Here is a 16,087-nt window from a genome sequence, read left to right as displayed (position 1 = left end):
GCCCATTTTCTTAAAAAAAGGGCTCCAAAATGGAGCCCTTTTCATATTATAACTATCAGTCAGGTATTACACACTGGCCACTACCATTTCCAAAATCCCGTTCAGGGTTTGGCTTGGACGCATGGCCTTGGAAGTTTTATCTTCAGCGGGTTTGAAGTAACCGCCGATGTCCACAGGACTTCCTTGAGCACCGTTTAGCTCAGCAATCACCTGCTCCTCTTTTTCTATCATGGCTTTGGCCACTTTGGTAAAGATCTCTTTCAGTGCGGCATCCTCGTCTTGGTTGGCAAGGGCCTCTGCCCAGTACATGGCCAAGTAGAAATGACTTCCCCTGTTGTCAAGTTCGTTGACTTTACGGGAAGGTGATTTTCCGTTTTCAAGGAATTTACCGGTTGCGGTATCCAAGGTCTTGCCCAGCACAATGGCCCTGTTGTTATCAAAGGTCTCACCAAGGTGCTCCAATGACACGGCCAATGCCAAGAACTCACCCAAGGAATCCCACCTCAAGTGTCCTTCCTCCACAAACTGCTGTACGTGCTTCGGTGCAGATCCACCGGCACCTGTTTCGAACAAGCCCCCACCATTCATCAATGGCACAATAGAGAGCATTTTTGCAGACGTGCCCAATTCTAAAATCGGGAAAAGATCGGTCAGGTAATCCCGAAGCACGTTTCCGGTTACCGAGATGGTATCTTTTCCATCCTTGATCCGCTCAAGAGAGAATCGGGTAGCCTCCACTGGAGACAGAATGCGAATATCCAATCCTTCGGTATCGTGCTGAGGAAGGTATTGATTCACCTTCTGGATCAATTGCGCATCATGCGCCCTATGCTCATCCAACCAAAATACCGCTGGGGTGTTGCTGGATCGGGCACGGTTGACTGCCAACTTCACCCAGTCTTGGATAGGAGCATCTTTGGTTTGGCACATCCTGAAGATATCGCCTTTTTCTACCTTGTGCTCCATAAGGGTCTCCCCTGCGGCATTCAATACTTTAATAGCCCCATCAGCAGCCGCTTCGAACGTCTTATCGTGGGAACCGTACTCTTCTGCTTTCTGCGCCATCAAGCCCACATTGGGAACACTTCCCATGGTGGTCGGATCGAAAGCACCATGTTGCTTACAGAAATCAATGGTCTCTTGGTACACGCCCGCATACGAACGGTCTGGAATGATCGCTTTGGTATCCTGAAGGGCGTCGTTTTTATTCCACATCTGGCCTGAAGATCGGATCATGGCCGGCATGGAAGCGTCGATGATCACATCACTTGGCACATGAAGGTTGGTAATTCCTTTATGGGAATTTACCATGGCCAAATCAGGACTATCAGCCAAGCAGGCCTCTATATCGGCTTCAATTTCTTTTCTTTTGTCCGCTGGAAGTTTTTCCAATGCGCTCACCAAGTCACCAAAACCATTGTTCACATCCACGCCAAGCTTCTTGATCGTAGCCGCATGCTTTTCAAACACGGGGGCAAAGAACACTTTCACTGCATGCCCAAAGATGATCGGATCGGACACCTTCATCATGGTCGCTTTCATGTGCAGGGAGAACAAAATCCCCTTGGCTTTGGCGTCCGCCTTTTGTTCTGCCAAAAAGGCTTGCAGCTTTTTGACGCTCATTACAGAAGAATCGATCACCTCTCCTTCTTGGAGCTCCAATCCTTCCTTAAGAACGGTAACGGTACCATCGCCGGCTTCCAACTGGATCTTTACGGTTCCGGCTTCAGACATGGTCAAAGACTGCTCACTGCCATAAAAGTCCCCTTCGGACATGCTGGCCACGTGTGATTTAGAATCTGCACTCCACTCGCCCATGCTGTGGGGATTGTTTCGAGCAAACTGCTTGACCGCCTGTGGCGCCCGACGATCGGAATTTCCCTCCCTAAGGACCGGGTTTACCGCACTTCCTTTAATCTTATCGTATTTGGCTTTGACACCTTTTTCTTCCTGGTCCTTCGGCTCATCAGGATAATCAGGCAAGGCATATCCTTTTTCCTGCAACTCCTTGATTGCCGCTTTTAATTGCGGAATGGATGCACTGATATTGGGAAGCTTCACAATATTGGCCTCCGGTGTTTTGGCGATTTCACCAAGCTCCGCCAAAGCATCACCAATGCGCTGGTCCTCTTTGAGGTATTCTGGAAAATTAGCGATGATCCTGCCCGAAAGGGAAATGTCCCTGGTCTCCACAACCACACCAGCTGAATCAGTAAATGATTTAATGATCGGCAACAAAGAATAGGTTGCCAAAGCTGGTGCTTCATCAGTCAGCGTATAAAGGATCTTCGGTGTTTTTGTAGTGGTCATTTCTATTTTAAAATTTGGACACAACCAGGCGCGATCACTCGCCAACCTTGCTGTATTTAGCTAAACAATAAATTCTCGTATAAATGCCTAAGCACTTGATTTTGCCGCTAAATTACGCAAAATATCGCGTATTCAAAGGTTTGCGACTGAATATGCAGAGGGACAGCCAGTTGCCTCCATTACAGCTCAGCACATCGCACAAAACTTCATTTTGATTTACGCCATATTCCTTTCCTATTCCCCATAAATCCCTGTTCAATAAATACTGTATGATATTTTAAACTATTAAAATTTTAGTTATATTGATTGAAACATTTTAGTCATGCGCATTTTTATTAAGATATCAATTTTTCTTCTTTTATCCTGTGGATCCAAAAAACATCCCAACAGCATTCCTATTCGACAAACGGAGGTAAGCTATCCGCTCAGCAAGTTCTTTAGCACACTCACGCCTATAAAACTTGATGAAAGCATCATTGTAGGGAACATCGATAGGTTAATCGTTTCCAATAAATACATTTTGGTACTGGATTTTGACCTGACAAAGTCTATTAAGGTTTTCGACCGCGAAAATGGCAAACTACTTGCCTATAAAGATGATTTTGGAACAGGCCCTCTGGAAGGCCATCACATCAACGATATTGCGTTTCGGAAGGACACGATTTATGCCCTGGATGCATACCATCGGAAAATTCATCTTTTTGACCCCGAGCTCGAAAAATTGGGCACTATCGCAATTCCCCATCCGTTTGAAGGAATCTGTCTTAGGGATAATGCTATCATGGGTTATCTCAATACCACAACCGCTGAAACGGTCTATCAATTAGAAAAAAACGGAAGCAAATCCCATAAATGGATTTCCAATAGTCTTCTACGTCCGCACCTCTCCGATGAACGCTACTTTATCATCAGCAACCAACGCACCATTCATTATCACCCCTTTCTTGATACCCTTTACCAAATCACGGGGAAATTGGTAGAAAAATGGCACCTCGATTTTAATGGTCAGTTTTATCCTGTTGAAACTTTTGATCAGGAGACTGATCCATTGAAAAGGCTACATTCCTTCAATTCCTTTTCAGGATATTCCAACCTACGAAATGGAATTCAGATTTCTGCTGAAAATGTCCTTTTCAGGATCAAGCATCGTCATATCCAAAGGTATCTATTGATCGACTGGAAACACCAAAAAGGCTATGTCTTAAAAGAATTACAAAACGATCTTTTTCCTTCACCTTCCAACATCAATTTTTGCGGGGCTAACCAGCACTTTGCCTGGTATTACCACACGTCAGATGAACTGCAATCATTCTATCAACTGAACGGAAAACGAATCCCACCCCACAAACGCTTGATCTCTTCCCAAACAGAAGCAAATCCTGTGGTCTTTATTGCTGATTTTAAAAAATAAGTGCTTTAAATTGCCTCTAAACAACTTATCAAAACCGATAAGGGACAACATAATCTTGGGCACATGTCTGTAGATATTTAATGGATCCCTATTACCCGCACCTTCAGTAACTCTCCTTCTCGTTGGGGAAGTCATTGGATTTGACATCCTTGATGTATCCTTCTACCGCCTCGGTCATAATGCCACGTAAGTCTGCATATTGCCGTAAAAATCTTGGCTTGAACTCTTGGGTAATGCCCAACATGTCATGCACCACCAACACTTGGCCATCCACATGAGGTCCTGCTCCTATCCCAATAACGGGAATGGATACCGTTTCCGCTACCTTTTTGGCAAGCTGGGCAGGTATCTTTTCCAAGGTAATGGCAAAGCAGCCACATTCCTCCAACACCTTGGCATCTGCAATCAGTTTGGCGGCTTCCTCTTCTTCTTTAGCCCTGACGGTATAGGTACCAAACTTGTAAATCGATTGCGGGGTAAGGCCCAGATGTCCCATCACAGGCACCCCGGCACTCAATATCCGCACCACTGACTCCTTGATTTCTGCCCCTCCTTCTACTTTCACCGCATGGGCTCCTGATTCTTTCATGATGCGAATGGCCGAACGAAGGGCCTCGGAAGAATTGCCTTGATAGGACCCAAAAGGGATGTCCACGACCACCAACGCTCTCTTAACCGCCCTCACCACTGAAGAAGCGTGATAAATCATCTGGTCCAAGGTAATCGGAAGGGTCGTTTCATGTCCAGCCATCACATTGGAAGCAGAATCTCCCACCAAAATGATGTCCAAGCCTGCTCCATCCAAAATCCCCGCCATGGAAAAATCATAGGCGGTCAACATGGAAATTTTTTCACCACGTGTCTTCATTTCCTGCAAAACGTGGGTGGTAATTCGCTTGATATTAGAGGACTGGTGTACAGACATGGTATTTGGGATTTTCAGAATTTAAAATTGATCAATAAGAATTGGAGGTTTTAGCTACTGCAGATAAACCGTGGAATCATGGTCGTCAAGCATCACCTCAATGTTTTCACTTAAGGTAGTGGCCAATTCGTAGCCTGTATAATCTGCAGATACGGGAAACTTCTTATGGCTTCGGTTCACCAGAACAGCGATTTCGATCTTCTTAACGGCATATTTCACAAAAGGCTCCATCACGTAAGTAAGCGTACGGCCAGAATTCAACACATCATCCACAATGACCAGACACTTGTCCGTCAGGTCTACCGCTGGACTTACGGTGACCGCTGGTTGTTTTTTGGTGAACTTATCCAACGAAACCTCCACCTGCTGTATGTCCAATCCTGATATTTCCCTGACCTTTTCCGCCAAAATTCCGGCCAACACACTCCCCATACCTGTCACTCCAGCAAATACCAACGCTTGCTCTCCAGCATTCCTTTCATATATTTCATAAGCAATGCGAATGATTTTCTGTTGGATTTGCTTATGGTTCAACACTAATGTTTTTATCTCACTCATGATGGTCTAATCAATCGGTTTTGCCTGCGAAAATTACTTCAAATGGGAATGGATTCAAAGGTAATGGGATCGAAAAATTAAATATTGAAAGGTCAAAAAATCGGCATAATTTCATCCTTGGCCCTAACGGCTTGGACGAAATCAACACCAGCACCGTCCACCATTTACCGGAAAGTATCCTCTTCATGTAAGATTTTGACATAACTATCGTACCGGTAAGGGTGAATATATCCCTCTTCCAGCACCTCCAAAACCTTACAGCCGGGTTCATTAAGGTGCTTGCAATTGTTATACTTGCACTGCCCCAAGTATTTTCTCATTTCCACAAAATAATGCGAAAGCTCTTGGTCATCGATATCCAGAATCCCAAATTCCTTGATCCCCGGTGTATCGATCAGGTAACCTCCACCTTCCAGCGGAAACATTTCTGCAAAGGTAGTGGTATGCACTCCTTTTGAGGTAAAAGAGGACACCTCCTTGGTCGTCTGGGAAGCAGACGGAATGATCTTGTTCAGCAAAGAGGACTTGCCCACTCCAGAATGCCCCGAGAGCAAAGTGGTCTTCCCGGACAACTTCGGCAAAAACACCTCCTGGAGCCCTTCATCATCGAGGGCAGAAATTTCCACCACGGGATATCCCAATGGCTCATAAATATCATGGATGTCCTGAAGGAATTCCTTGTCCTTTTCCTTCTTGACCAAGTCCATTTTATTTACCACAATGGTCGTGGGAATCCTAAAACTCTCCGTGCTTACGATAAACCGATCGATAAACCCTAAGGAGGTCCGCGGCTGCTTCAACGTCACCACCAAGAATGCCTGATCAATATTGGAAGCCAAAATGTGGGAAAAGTTTTGCTTTCGAGTAGACTTCCTGATGATGTAGTTTTCCCGGGGCAAAATACTGGAGATCACCGCACTCTCTTGATTGATTTCCTTAGCCAATAGCACAAAATCACCTACTGCTATCGGATTGGTAAGCTTAAGGTCGTCCTGCTTGAACTTCCCCCTTAACCGAGCCCGAATCGGTCCCTTTTCCGTCTCTACCTCGTACCAGCTTCCCGTACTCTTTATTACCCTTCCTTTTTGCTCCATTGGACCGTATTTTTCACGCTGTTGATGATGTTAGCTGCACTGCCAAGGTTATCCATGACCAGTTTCTCCGCTGCATTCACGGCTTGATCGTAGGCCTCGGGCGCTTCCAAAGCTAAGATTATTTTCTCGAATGCTGCAGCATCCTCCACTTCGAATCCACAACCATATTGCTGGCTGATTCCTCCTTCAGGAAATTTACTGGCCTTTTTCAATTTCCCGAAAAGTACAGGTATATAGAAAGCCAATGGCTCCAAAATATTATGCAGCCCTTTTCCAAATGCCCCGCCGACATAAGCGACCTTAGCATACTGGTAAAGAGAAGACAACATGCCGATATTATCTATAAAGAGCACCTTCACCCCCTCCGACGAGGCCCCATCCAGTTCTGAATACTTTATGGATGGATGCTTGATCTGGAGCTGCCAATCAGCTATTTGGGCGTCATTGATATCGTGCGGTGCGATGATGTAGTGAAAATCTTCATGACTATTGACAAATGGCAGGATCACCTCCATGTCTTCCGGCCAAGCACTTCCGATCACCATCACCTTTTTCTGCCCAAAAAGAGCTTCGATCTCAGGAAATTGCTTGGGAGATTGGCTGATGGCGCGGACATTATCATAGCGGGTATCTCCGGTCACCGTCGTCTCAGAAACGCCTATTTCCCCTAACAACCTTTGCGTCTGGTCATTCTGAACATAGATATGGTCAAAGCATTTCAGCACTTTTCTGAAAAACCCTCCGTAAAACTGAAAATAAACCTGATCCTTACGCAAAGCAGCCGAAAACAAAAACAAGGGAACTTGCCGTTTTTTTGCTTCAAAGATAAAATTGGCCCACAGGTCATACTTTACAAAAAACACCACCGATGGCTTTACCAAATTCAAAAAATGCTTGGCATTTCCTTCGGTATCAAAAGGCAAATACGTCACCCCGTCCACATTTGGCTGTGGCTTTTTGATGACATTTTCATAGCCACTGGGACTGAAAAAAGTCACCAAAACCGCCATTGCCGGAAACTCCTGTTTTAATCGTGCAATCACCGGCTTGGCCTGTTCATATTCTCCAAGGGAAGCCACATGAAACCAAGCTACTTTTCCATGATGCTTTTCTCGAAAAATGGCTATTTCATCAAAAACAGGCTTCCTCCCCCTCACCAAACGCGCCAATTTGGAGTCTCCTCCACTGGCCATCCTGAGCATTCCGGAAAAAACCCAAACCGAAAAATCATATAACACCTTCATGCCCAAAAATAGCAAGAAGCCGGTAAACGACCTTACATCGATAGCAGTTTTCTGACTCATGCCTGTCGTCCGGCGTATCGCTCATTAGGCGAATGTACGGACACCCGCATCAATTAGGAAGTCACCAAAGCGAGGACATAAAAAAAAAGATTAAGCGGAAAAGTCGGGGACTGCCAGCATTACATAATGGCAAAACCACGGTTAAATAAACATGCCATAACGTCCCAAAGGCACCAAGTGCACGTTGGTCCTGCACGGAAGGAAATGTATAATTGCTTTGGGCCTGAGGCCTTGGCAGCATATCATTGTTCCGATAACTCAATGCATCATCTAGTCCGCATTTGAAATGTGGACTGCGGGGAAGGACTTTTGTAATGCCCTCATATAAGCACTCCATTATTATGGCTTGATCACATTTTATCCATGGTGTAATCTGGAGAGAGGTGAAATACAAGGTATAAAGTATTTTGTAGCGATCGTTATATATGCTCGAAAGCTAGAGGTTGTCTCATAAGTCCTCGTCATTGCGATTCCGATGGATATCGGAAGAAGCAATCTCGTCATACGTGCAATGAAAGCTCATCGAGATCACTTCACTCCGCTCGTGATGACGGATTATTTATTTATGAAACAGCCTCGGTACATCCATAGCCATGGGTGAAGCCCATGGTAAATTTGTCCATTCAACGTTTTCCGTTTTAGCCGCATTACCCTCCCTATTTTCCACAAATTTCCGCTAAAACCCATTCGTGCAGATGGAGGAAAACCATCGTTTTTGCGGTGTGAAATTTTCTTTCATCAGAACATGTCAACATTCACCCCCCAGAAATATGGCTCGATCCGAAAAAAAGTAAGATAAAACACCCATGCTGCCATAGTATCTTTGTGGCTGAAAACTAAAAAAGCCCTGAATCGCTTCAGGGCTTTTAAATTATTTGCTGAATTCAGCAGTGATTAGTTTTTAGCTAGGTATTCAGATACACCTTCTTTGGTCGCTTTCATGGCTTCTTTACCTTCTTCCCAGTTGGCAGGACAAACCTCTCCATGCTTTTCTACGTGGTGAAGGGCATCTACCAATCTGATCATCTCATCGATGTTTCTTCCTAGTGGAAGGTCATTGATGGTTTCGTGTCTTACCACACCTTCTTTATCGATCAAGAAAGAACCTCTGAACGCTACAGGAGCACCTTCATAGATCAATTCACCTTCTTCATTGTAGTTCCACTCTCCGGCCAAAACGCCAAAGTTATGAGCGATGGTCTTGGCTGGATCAGCCACCAATGGATAGGTTACGCCTTCGATACCACCGTTAGCCTTAGGAGTGGCCAACCATGCCAGGTGAGTCTCTTCAGTGTCGCAAGAAGCGCCCACTACCGCTACACCTCTTTTTTCGAATTCGGCCAATTTCTCTTGGAAAGCCAAAATCTCTGTAGGGCACACGAATGTGAAATCTTTTGGATAGAAATAGAAGATCACTTCTTGCTTACCGACATACTGCTCCAAAGAGAAGTTATCTACGATTTCTTCGCCATTGATTACGGCTGGTGCACTAAATAATGGGGCTTTTTTTCCTACTAATGACATACTTTTTACGTTTTATTTGATTAGTTATGTTTAGAAAATTTGTTTTCAATTGTTACTTGTTATGGCCCTTGATGACCACTGATATGTCCTCCACTTCAAAGTCCTGGATCTGGTTTTTATCAAAAAACTCCTTGATCAATTTTTCCAGTTCAGTGTTGCGGTAATCCCGAATCTCATTGGTTTCCTTGTCATACAAATGGCTATGCGCTTCCAAAATCGCATCAAAACGCATCACCCCGTTATTGTCAATGAATTTCTGGATGATATGTGCATTCACAAAGGTATCCAAGGTCTTGTAAACCGTCCCAAGAGAAATAGAAGGGTTGTGCTCATGGACTTGCTCATACACCCATTCAGCAGTGGGATGATTATGGGTTTTGGATACAGCCTCATAGATCACCATCCGCTGATGCGTAAACTTCAGTCCCCCTTGTGCTATTTTCTCTTTTATCGTTTCGGTATCCATTCTTTGTTGAGAATGATTATTATTTAATAATAGTTCCGCAAAAGTAAGAAAGTTAATTAGAAATGCAAAAATTATTTCTTTCCGTCGTTTCTACCTTGGAGAGTTTACTCTAAATTTCATTACCTTTAATTTCTTAAACCAACTAACCTGATGAAAAAATTATTATATTTTTGTTTTGCAGGATTGATGGTCCATGGATCATCAGCCTTTGGACAAGGCAATGTAAATATTGAACAAATCCTTAATGCAGGTAAGGAAGACTTGAACACTTACATGGGCTATTATGTAGAGCCTGCGGCAAAAGGATTTATTTATAGCATGGGATCTGGCTGGGCACAAACCGCCAAAACACATGGCGTACTGGGATTTGACCTGAAGTTTGCTGTCAGTGGTGCAGCAGTACCTTCCCACTATGAAACATTCACCTTTAATCCTGCCGAATATGAAAAAATCAGGGTGAAGGATGTCACTGGGCCGACCCAGCTCCCCACGTTATACGGCAATCCTGACGCTACAGGTGTACTTGAGATATATGATGGAGAAACCCCAATCGCAGAGGCTGACATCCCTCCGGGTATTGACATTCCGGTAAAGTATGTTCCTGCACCGCTGATCCAAGGGGCTGTAGGATTGCCGGCAGGCTTTGAAATCATCGGGAGATTTATTCCCAAAATTACCATCGAAGACACGGAGGTATCCCAGTGGGGAATTGGCATAAAGCATGACTTCAAGCAATATTTTGAAGGCATTAACATCATACCAGTGGACTTCTCGATCTTAGCCGCTTATAATGCATTAGATGCGAAATACTATATCGATGAAGTACAAGGACAGGTCGCGACGATGAATGTGAGCACCTGGACGGTCCAGGGATTGGTCAGTAAAAAATTGTCCATCCTTACGGTTTATGGAGCCGTTGGCTATAATTCCGGAACATCGGATTACAATATGCTGGGCACCTATGAGATCAGCGGCACCTCGCAAGAGTTTGTAGACCCTGTCAGGTTGGCTTATACCGCAAAAGGAGCAATGGGAACAGTGGGAGCAAGGCTGAAATTTGGGCCGGTCTTCCTCAATGGAGACTATACCTTCCAGGAATTTAACACCGTAAATGTCGGATTAGGAGTTTCAATTAGATAAATATGATTAAAGTTTTATTTGTTTGTTTAGGCAATATTTGCAGATCGCCTCTTGCTGAGGCTATTTTTAACCACCAGATCAACTCGCTTGATTTGGCGTATAAATTCCAGAGTGATAGCTGTGGCACATCCGATTACCATATCGGAGAGCTACCCGATGAGCGCAGTGTCGCCAGCGCCAAAAGGCACGGCATCGCCATTTCCCACCGTGGAAGACAACTTAACCATGCCGATATTAGGGATTTTGACTACATTATTGCCATGGACAAGTCGAACAAAAAAAACATCCTCCAGCTGATGGAAAGTTATAACCTCAGTCATGACCGCATCTACCTGATGAGGGAATTCCAGCCAAACGCCAGCTCAAATGAGGTTCCGGACCCCTATTATGGAGGGGAAGATGGTTTCGAAAATGTTTACCAAATCTTGAACGAATCCATTAAAGAATTCATTGTTCAGTTAAAAAAAGAACATCAGGTATATGCATAAGTCCCATTCATTTTATGAAGAAGTCTTAACCGATGCCATACCAGAACCTACCAAATTAAAATCTGTCCGGCTGATTTCTGCCGGCACCATGAACCAAAGCGTACTCTTGGACACTGACAAGGGTGCGCTTTTTTTAAAGTCCAACCACCTGCCGTCCTCGGACATGTTTCTGCAGGAAATCAAGGGACTGACCCTGCTCCACAAGCATGCCCCACTCCAAATACCAAAAACCATTGGCGCAGGCCGGATAGCCTCCCAAAATTACATGCTCATCGAGTGGATTCACGGCGGATACCCCAATGCCAGCTATTGGAAAAACCTCGGCCATGGACTTGCCGAATTGCACATGGCCACGTCCCCGCAGTTTGGGCTGGATGAGGACAACTATATTGCTGCACTCCCCCAGCGGAACACCTTTAACAACAACTGGCCGGATTTCTTTGCCGAAGAGAGACTCGAACCAATGGCCGGAAAAGCCTATTATGACGGACTGATCAGCAAGGACTTCTATAAAAAACTCCAACAAGTCTACCCAAAACTGAAAGACCTCATCCCCAACGAAAAACCTTCCTTGCTCCATGGAGACTTATGGTCAGGAAATGTCATTGTCAACACCAAGGGCGACCCCTGTCTGATTGACCCGGCCATCTATTTTGGTCACCGTGAAATGGATTTGGCCTTTTCCAAGCTCTTTGGAGGATTTAGAAGTGAATTCTATGAGGCCTATCATGAAATCTTCCCCCTCGAACCTGATTTCGAATCCAGGGTAGACATCCATAACCTTTATCCGCTCCTGGTACACCTCAACCTCTTTGGGCAAAGCTACCTTCCCGGCATCAAAAAAGTGGTCAAAAAACTGCTCTGAAAACTCCTCCTTTTGCCTGCCCAGTCAAGTCTTTTAAGCTTACGCTTGCCGGCAAACCACTTGAAAAGTACTCCGTGTGGTCTGCTCCAACAGTATTTCACGATGATCCAGAAACCTTTTCTTGGTTCGCTCATCATAATTTTTGACAGTAACCAGCTGTAGGCCTTCATTGTACTTTACTTTAAATATGCCCTTCATTTCCTCCAGCAACTGTTCGAGCTTAAACAACTCTCTATCCGTACAAATCGAAATGGTAATCGCCGAAGATTGGATCAAATTGGCCCGTAGCTTAAGCCTATCCAATTCGGCATAGACTTGATGCATATGGGATTCGTTGATAAAGGTAAAATCAGTCACCTCAAAAGTCACCAATACCTGCCTATCCTTCACGACAATGGTCGGCACATTGATGCTTCCTTCTCCAAAATCCCCAATTACCGTCCCCTGCTCCTCAGGCTGTAAAAATGACCTTACGAAAAGTGGAATCTTAGCATTTGCCAACGGTTTGATCGTCCGTGGATGAATCACCGAGGCACCATAAAACGTCATCTCTGCAGCTTCTTTATAATCCAACCGGTCAAATTTAACCGTCTCCTCAAAGCGCTTGGGGTCGGCATTAAGGACTCCCGGGACATCCTTCCAGATAGTCACCGATTCGGCTCCTAAGCTCTTCGCGAAAATGGCCGCTGAGAAGTCTGACCCCTCACGGCCCAAAGTAGTGGGCTGACCATCTTTCGTACTGCCGACAAACCCCTGCGTAACCACGGGCAGCTGCTTCAGCACAGGAACCAGCTTCTGCTGACACTGCCGAGCAGTCTGTTCCCAATCCACTTTCGCAAACCGGAAATTATCGTCTGTGAGGATAAAGTCCCGAGCATCCTGCCAAATACAATATTGCTGGCGATGACACAGGTATGCATGGATGATTTTTGTGGAGAGCAGTTCCCCAAACCCTACCACTCGATCATAATACTCATCGTAATTCTCCTTGGTCAGGGGCACCTCCAAAACCCTGGCCAGCTGTAAAAAAATATTCTCTACCATCCCAAACACCAAGTCCCCTTCCTCAAAAAGCTCTTGGCAAATTGCTAAATGGTTTTTTCTCAAAATTGTAATATTCGAATAAAAATCTACGCCATCATATTTCAGTCGTAAAATTTCTTCCAGGGCATTGGTGGTTTTTCCAATGGCCGAAACGACGATGACCATTGGGCTCCGCAATCGATTGAATAAAATGTTTGAGAGGTTTTTGATCGCCGCAGCATCTTTTACAGAAGCCCCACCAAATTTGTATACAATTGCTTTTGTCATAAAAATATATGTAGTAATTTACACTGGGTTATATTTCAAAATTTACTTTTTCAAAGATATGAAGACAAAACCATATGAGCCTAATAACTCCGCATTAGGCTATTCAGTAGGCGTCACCCTTGACCGATTTATCAAGAGTAAACAAGACGATTTTCCGTTTGCATCCGGAGAGCTGTCACAAATACTCAGGGACATCGCTTTGGCATCCAAAATCGTCAACCGTGAGATCAACCGTGCCGGGCTTTCCAACATCAGCGGAGCGTTCGGAAACACCAATGTACAAGGTGAAGAACAACAAAAACTGGATGTGGTGGCCAACATCCGCTTTTGCCGTGCACTGACCAAAGGAGGCGAAGTTTGTGCCATTGTCTCCGAGGAAGATGATGAAGTGATCGATTTGCAGAACAGCAGCGGCAAATATGTGGTGGCCATGGATCCTTTGGACGGCTCCTCCAATATTGATGTCAACATCTCTATTGGGACCATTTTCTCCATCTATCGCCGGGTCACTCCCGTAGGCAGCCCTATCCAGCCAGAAGACATCATGCAGCCCGGTTCCAAGCAAGTGGCAGCAGGCTATGTGCTGTACGGCTCTTCGACCATGCTGGTTTACACCACCGGAAAGGGCGTAAATGGATTTACCTACGAGCAGTCTTTGGGAGAGTTTTTCCTCAGCCATCCCAACGTGACAGCCCCTGAGAACGGCAGCATATACAGCATCAATGAAGGCTTAAAATCACAAGTCAGTGATGGCGTAAACAACTACATTGAAGCGTGCAAGGAAAGAAATTACAGTGCACGGTACATTGGCAGCTTGGTGGCAGACTTTCACCGAAACCTTCTCAAAGGCGGGATCTATATTTATCCCAGCACCGCAAAAGCCCCTCATGGCAAGCTACGGTTGCTCTACGAGGCCAATTCCCTGGCTTTTATAGCCGAGCAAGCTGGCGCTTCGGCCACGGATGGAAAAAACAGGATCTTGGACATCAAGCCCACTTCCCTTCACCAAAGAACACCGCTGTACATTGGCTCTAAAGCCATGGTCGAAGAATCCCAGGAGTTCTTGAAGGAAACAGAGATCAGCCAATAATTCACCTGTATTTTCGACGCAATTGGACCTTTTGGAGCTGTCGATCCACCAAGGCTTCGCTGAGCTCTGAGGCCATGGTTTCTGGATTGGCTTCATGGAGGAGATGCTTTAGACGGGCCTCTCCCAAATCTATCCGATAACAAACTTGAAGCAACCGCTCCAGGTCCCTGTTAAGCAGTTCCCCCACGATCGGTGTCAACAGTTTGATCAGCTGCTCACGATTTAAGGGTTCATCAGGAACGGTAAGTTCAAAATCCTTTTGGAGCAGTTCGATGCTTTCCGAAATATGTTCTGAAGTATTCATAAAAAAAAGCTACTTTTAAAGAACCCCAATGGTTTTCCCTAAAAGTAGCTATTTCTTTTTGTGGTTATCGCGTAATTAATCTTCTTTTTCTTCGGTTTCACCATCTGCAGCTGCATCTTCTTGCAGGACTTCCGGTGCTTGTTCACGGATAATGCGGTACCAAGAAATCAGTTTTTTGATATCCGATGGGTATACGCGCTGCTCATCAAACTCGGGAAGAATATGCTTCATAAAAGCAATATATTCATCGTTGTCCGCTCCTTTCGCCAAGCCAGTATCTCCTTCAAATTCCTTCTCGATCGTGATCATCACCTCTTGTAGCGGGCTGGAACCTTCTTCGGTCATGGTATAAATTGAAATCTCGCTCAGGATGGACACCCTGTGATTTGCACCCACTACTAACTTTGCTTTTTTGGCATCCATTGATTCCAAAATCACCCCGCTCCTGCTAGGCTTAAGCACTTTATACAATCCTGGCTTTCCAGCCACGGTAGCTATTTCTTTAAACTCCATAGTTCTCTTATTAAAATCAGCTTGCAAATATAGGCTTTCGACTTAAAAGCCCAAGTTAATTTAATTTTCCGGGTCAAATTCCTCGGCAACTTCTTCCATAAACCCTACCAGTTCTTCCCGCCCCACTGCAGTGGTAGAGGAAGTCACAAAATACAACGGAGGCTCTTCAAAGATCACCTGCGAAGCCGCAAGAAACTTATTGACATTTCCTTTCACCTTGCTGACCGATAGCTTATCGGCCTTGGTAAACACCAACACAATGGGAACACCGTTCTGGGCACACCAAAGAATGAAATCCAAATCCCTCTTCTGTGGATCCAGACGGCTATCAATTAATACAAAGGTGGCTTTGAGGTTGGGACGGCTGGTCAAGTAGCCCTTGATCATCTTTTCCCAATCTGCCTTGATGCTTTTACTTACTTGTGCAAAACCGTATCCGGGCAAATCCACGATCCACCATTTCCCCTCTGCATCAAAATGATTGATAAGCTGCGTCTTTCCTGGCTTACCGGATGTTTTGGCCAGGTTTTTATTATTGGCCAGCATATTGATCAGGGAACTCTTGCCCACATTGGACCTGCCAATAAAAGCAAACTCCGGCTTGGTGGGGTCTGGACAATTCCTGAAATCAGAATTACTGGTTAAAAATGTCGCCTTTTTTATCATCGCTACGTTATTTTGTACAAAGGTAAGCCTTTCCTGTTAAAACCTGACAACCAATTAATGGTTAACATTTTTCCATTGCTCGTGTTTACTTAGTAATATTGCGCACTCAAACAGTATT

Annotated in this window: 16 protein-coding genes; 5 read left to right on the top strand and 11 right to left on the bottom strand. The window is 44.9% G+C overall.

Going from position 1 to position 16,087, the window contains the following annotated elements:
- Positions 1–66: 66 nt before the first annotated feature.
- Positions 67–2,310, bottom strand: coding sequence for an NADP-dependent isocitrate dehydrogenase (locus tag ECHVI_RS09015; protein WP_041738463.1), 2,244 nt, complete (start codon positions 2,308–2,310; stop codon positions 67–69).
- Positions 2,311–2,632: 322 nt separating this feature from the next.
- On the opposite strand from ECHVI_RS09015, the gene ECHVI_RS09010 reads away from it, so the two are divergent.
- Positions 2,633–3,721: a 6-bladed beta-propeller gene (locus ECHVI_RS09010; protein WP_015265658.1), complete on the top strand. Its 1,089-nt coding sequence runs from the start codon at positions 2,633–2,635 to the stop codon at positions 3,719–3,721.
- Between the two features lie 103 nt (positions 3,722–3,824).
- Here ECHVI_RS09010 and panB read toward each other — a convergent pair whose 3' ends face one another.
- From panB to ECHVI_RS08980, 6 genes are all read right to left on the bottom strand, one after another.
- Entirely contained in the window at positions 3,825–4,646 is an 822-nt protein-coding gene (gene panB / locus ECHVI_RS09005) for a 3-methyl-2-oxobutanoate hydroxymethyltransferase (RefSeq protein ID WP_015265657.1), read from the bottom strand.
- Positions 4,647–4,700: 54 nt separating this feature from the next.
- A complete protein-coding gene (locus tag ECHVI_RS09000; RefSeq protein ID WP_015265656.1) occupies positions 4,701–5,204 on the bottom strand; it encodes a phosphoribosyltransferase family protein in 504 nt (167 codons plus the stop codon).
- Positions 5,205–5,368: 164 nt separating this feature from the next.
- Positions 5,369–6,298 (bottom strand): ribosome small subunit-dependent GTPase A, encoded by a 930-nt coding sequence (gene rsgA / locus ECHVI_RS08995; protein ID WP_015265655.1) that lies wholly within the window; start codon positions 6,296–6,298, stop codon positions 5,369–5,371.
- Positions 6,277–7,602, bottom strand: coding sequence for a 3-deoxy-D-manno-octulosonic acid transferase (locus tag ECHVI_RS08990; RefSeq protein WP_015265654.1), 1,326 nt, complete (start codon positions 7,600–7,602; stop codon positions 6,277–6,279). The genes rsgA and ECHVI_RS08990 overlap by 22 nt, the downstream gene beginning before the upstream one ends.
- 894 nt (positions 7,603–8,496) lie before the next feature.
- The gene (locus ECHVI_RS08985) at positions 8,497–9,126 is read right to left on the bottom strand and encodes a peroxiredoxin (protein WP_015265653.1); all 630 of its coding nucleotides are present in this window, start codon (positions 9,124–9,126) and stop codon (positions 8,497–8,499) included.
- Positions 9,127–9,178: 52 nt separating this feature from the next.
- Complete coding sequence (locus ECHVI_RS08980) at positions 9,179–9,592, bottom strand: Fur family transcriptional regulator (RefSeq protein WP_015265652.1); 414 nt, start codon at positions 9,590–9,592, stop codon at positions 9,179–9,181.
- Positions 9,593–9,742: 150 nt separating this feature from the next.
- Between ECHVI_RS08980 and ECHVI_RS08975 the strand changes: the two genes are divergently transcribed.
- The 3 genes from ECHVI_RS08975 to ECHVI_RS08965 are packed head-to-tail and all read left to right on the top strand — an operon-like array spanning position 9,743 to position 12,085.
- Positions 9,743–10,732: a DUF6588 family protein gene (locus tag ECHVI_RS08975; RefSeq protein WP_015265651.1), complete on the top strand. Its 990-nt coding sequence runs from the start codon at positions 9,743–9,745 to the stop codon at positions 10,730–10,732.
- A gap of 2 nt (positions 10,733–10,734) precedes the next feature.
- Positions 10,735–11,220: a low molecular weight protein-tyrosine-phosphatase gene (locus ECHVI_RS08970; protein WP_015265650.1), complete on the top strand. Its 486-nt coding sequence runs from the start codon at positions 10,735–10,737 to the stop codon at positions 11,218–11,220.
- A complete protein-coding gene (locus ECHVI_RS08965; protein WP_015265649.1) occupies positions 11,213–12,085 on the top strand; it encodes a fructosamine kinase family protein in 873 nt (290 codons plus the stop codon). Before ECHVI_RS08970 ends, ECHVI_RS08965 begins: the two co-directional genes overlap by 8 nt.
- 39 nt (positions 12,086–12,124) lie before the next feature.
- On the opposite strand, the gene ECHVI_RS08960 is transcribed toward ECHVI_RS08965, so the two are convergent.
- The gene (locus ECHVI_RS08960) at positions 12,125–13,396 is read right to left on the bottom strand and encodes an aspartate kinase (protein ID WP_015265648.1); all 1,272 of its coding nucleotides are present in this window, start codon (positions 13,394–13,396) and stop codon (positions 12,125–12,127) included.
- 58 nt (positions 13,397–13,454) lie between these two features.
- On the opposite strand from ECHVI_RS08960, the gene fbp reads away from it, so the two are divergent.
- Positions 13,455–14,486, top strand: a complete 1,032-nt coding sequence (gene fbp, locus ECHVI_RS08955) for a class 1 fructose-bisphosphatase (RefSeq protein ID WP_015265647.1) — start codon at positions 13,455–13,457, stop codon at positions 14,484–14,486.
- A gap of 1 nt (position 14,487) precedes the next feature.
- Here fbp and ECHVI_RS08950 read toward each other — a convergent pair whose 3' ends face one another.
- From ECHVI_RS08950 to yihA, 3 genes are all read right to left on the bottom strand, one after another.
- Positions 14,488–14,790 carry a hypothetical protein gene (locus ECHVI_RS08950; protein WP_015265646.1) on the bottom strand — a complete coding sequence of 101 codons (303 nt, stop codon included), beginning with the start codon at positions 14,788–14,790 and terminating at the stop codon, positions 14,488–14,490.
- Positions 14,791–14,865: 75 nt separating this feature from the next.
- Positions 14,866–15,303, bottom strand: a complete 438-nt coding sequence (locus ECHVI_RS08945; protein WP_015265645.1) for a DUF5606 family protein — start codon at positions 15,301–15,303, stop codon at positions 14,866–14,868.
- A gap of 60 nt (positions 15,304–15,363) precedes the next feature.
- Positions 15,364–15,969, bottom strand: coding sequence for a ribosome biogenesis GTP-binding protein YihA/YsxC (yihA, locus tag ECHVI_RS08940; RefSeq protein WP_015265644.1), 606 nt, complete (start codon positions 15,967–15,969; stop codon positions 15,364–15,366).
- Positions 15,970–16,087 lie beyond the last annotated feature (118 nt).

The organism is Echinicola vietnamensis DSM 17526 (assembly GCF_000325705.1).
GTDB lineage: Bacteria > Bacteroidota > Bacteroidia > Cytophagales > Cyclobacteriaceae > Echinicola > Echinicola vietnamensis.
The sequence above is the reverse complement of the archived record's forward strand: the minus strand, read 5'-3'. Positions and strand labels throughout refer to the sequence as shown.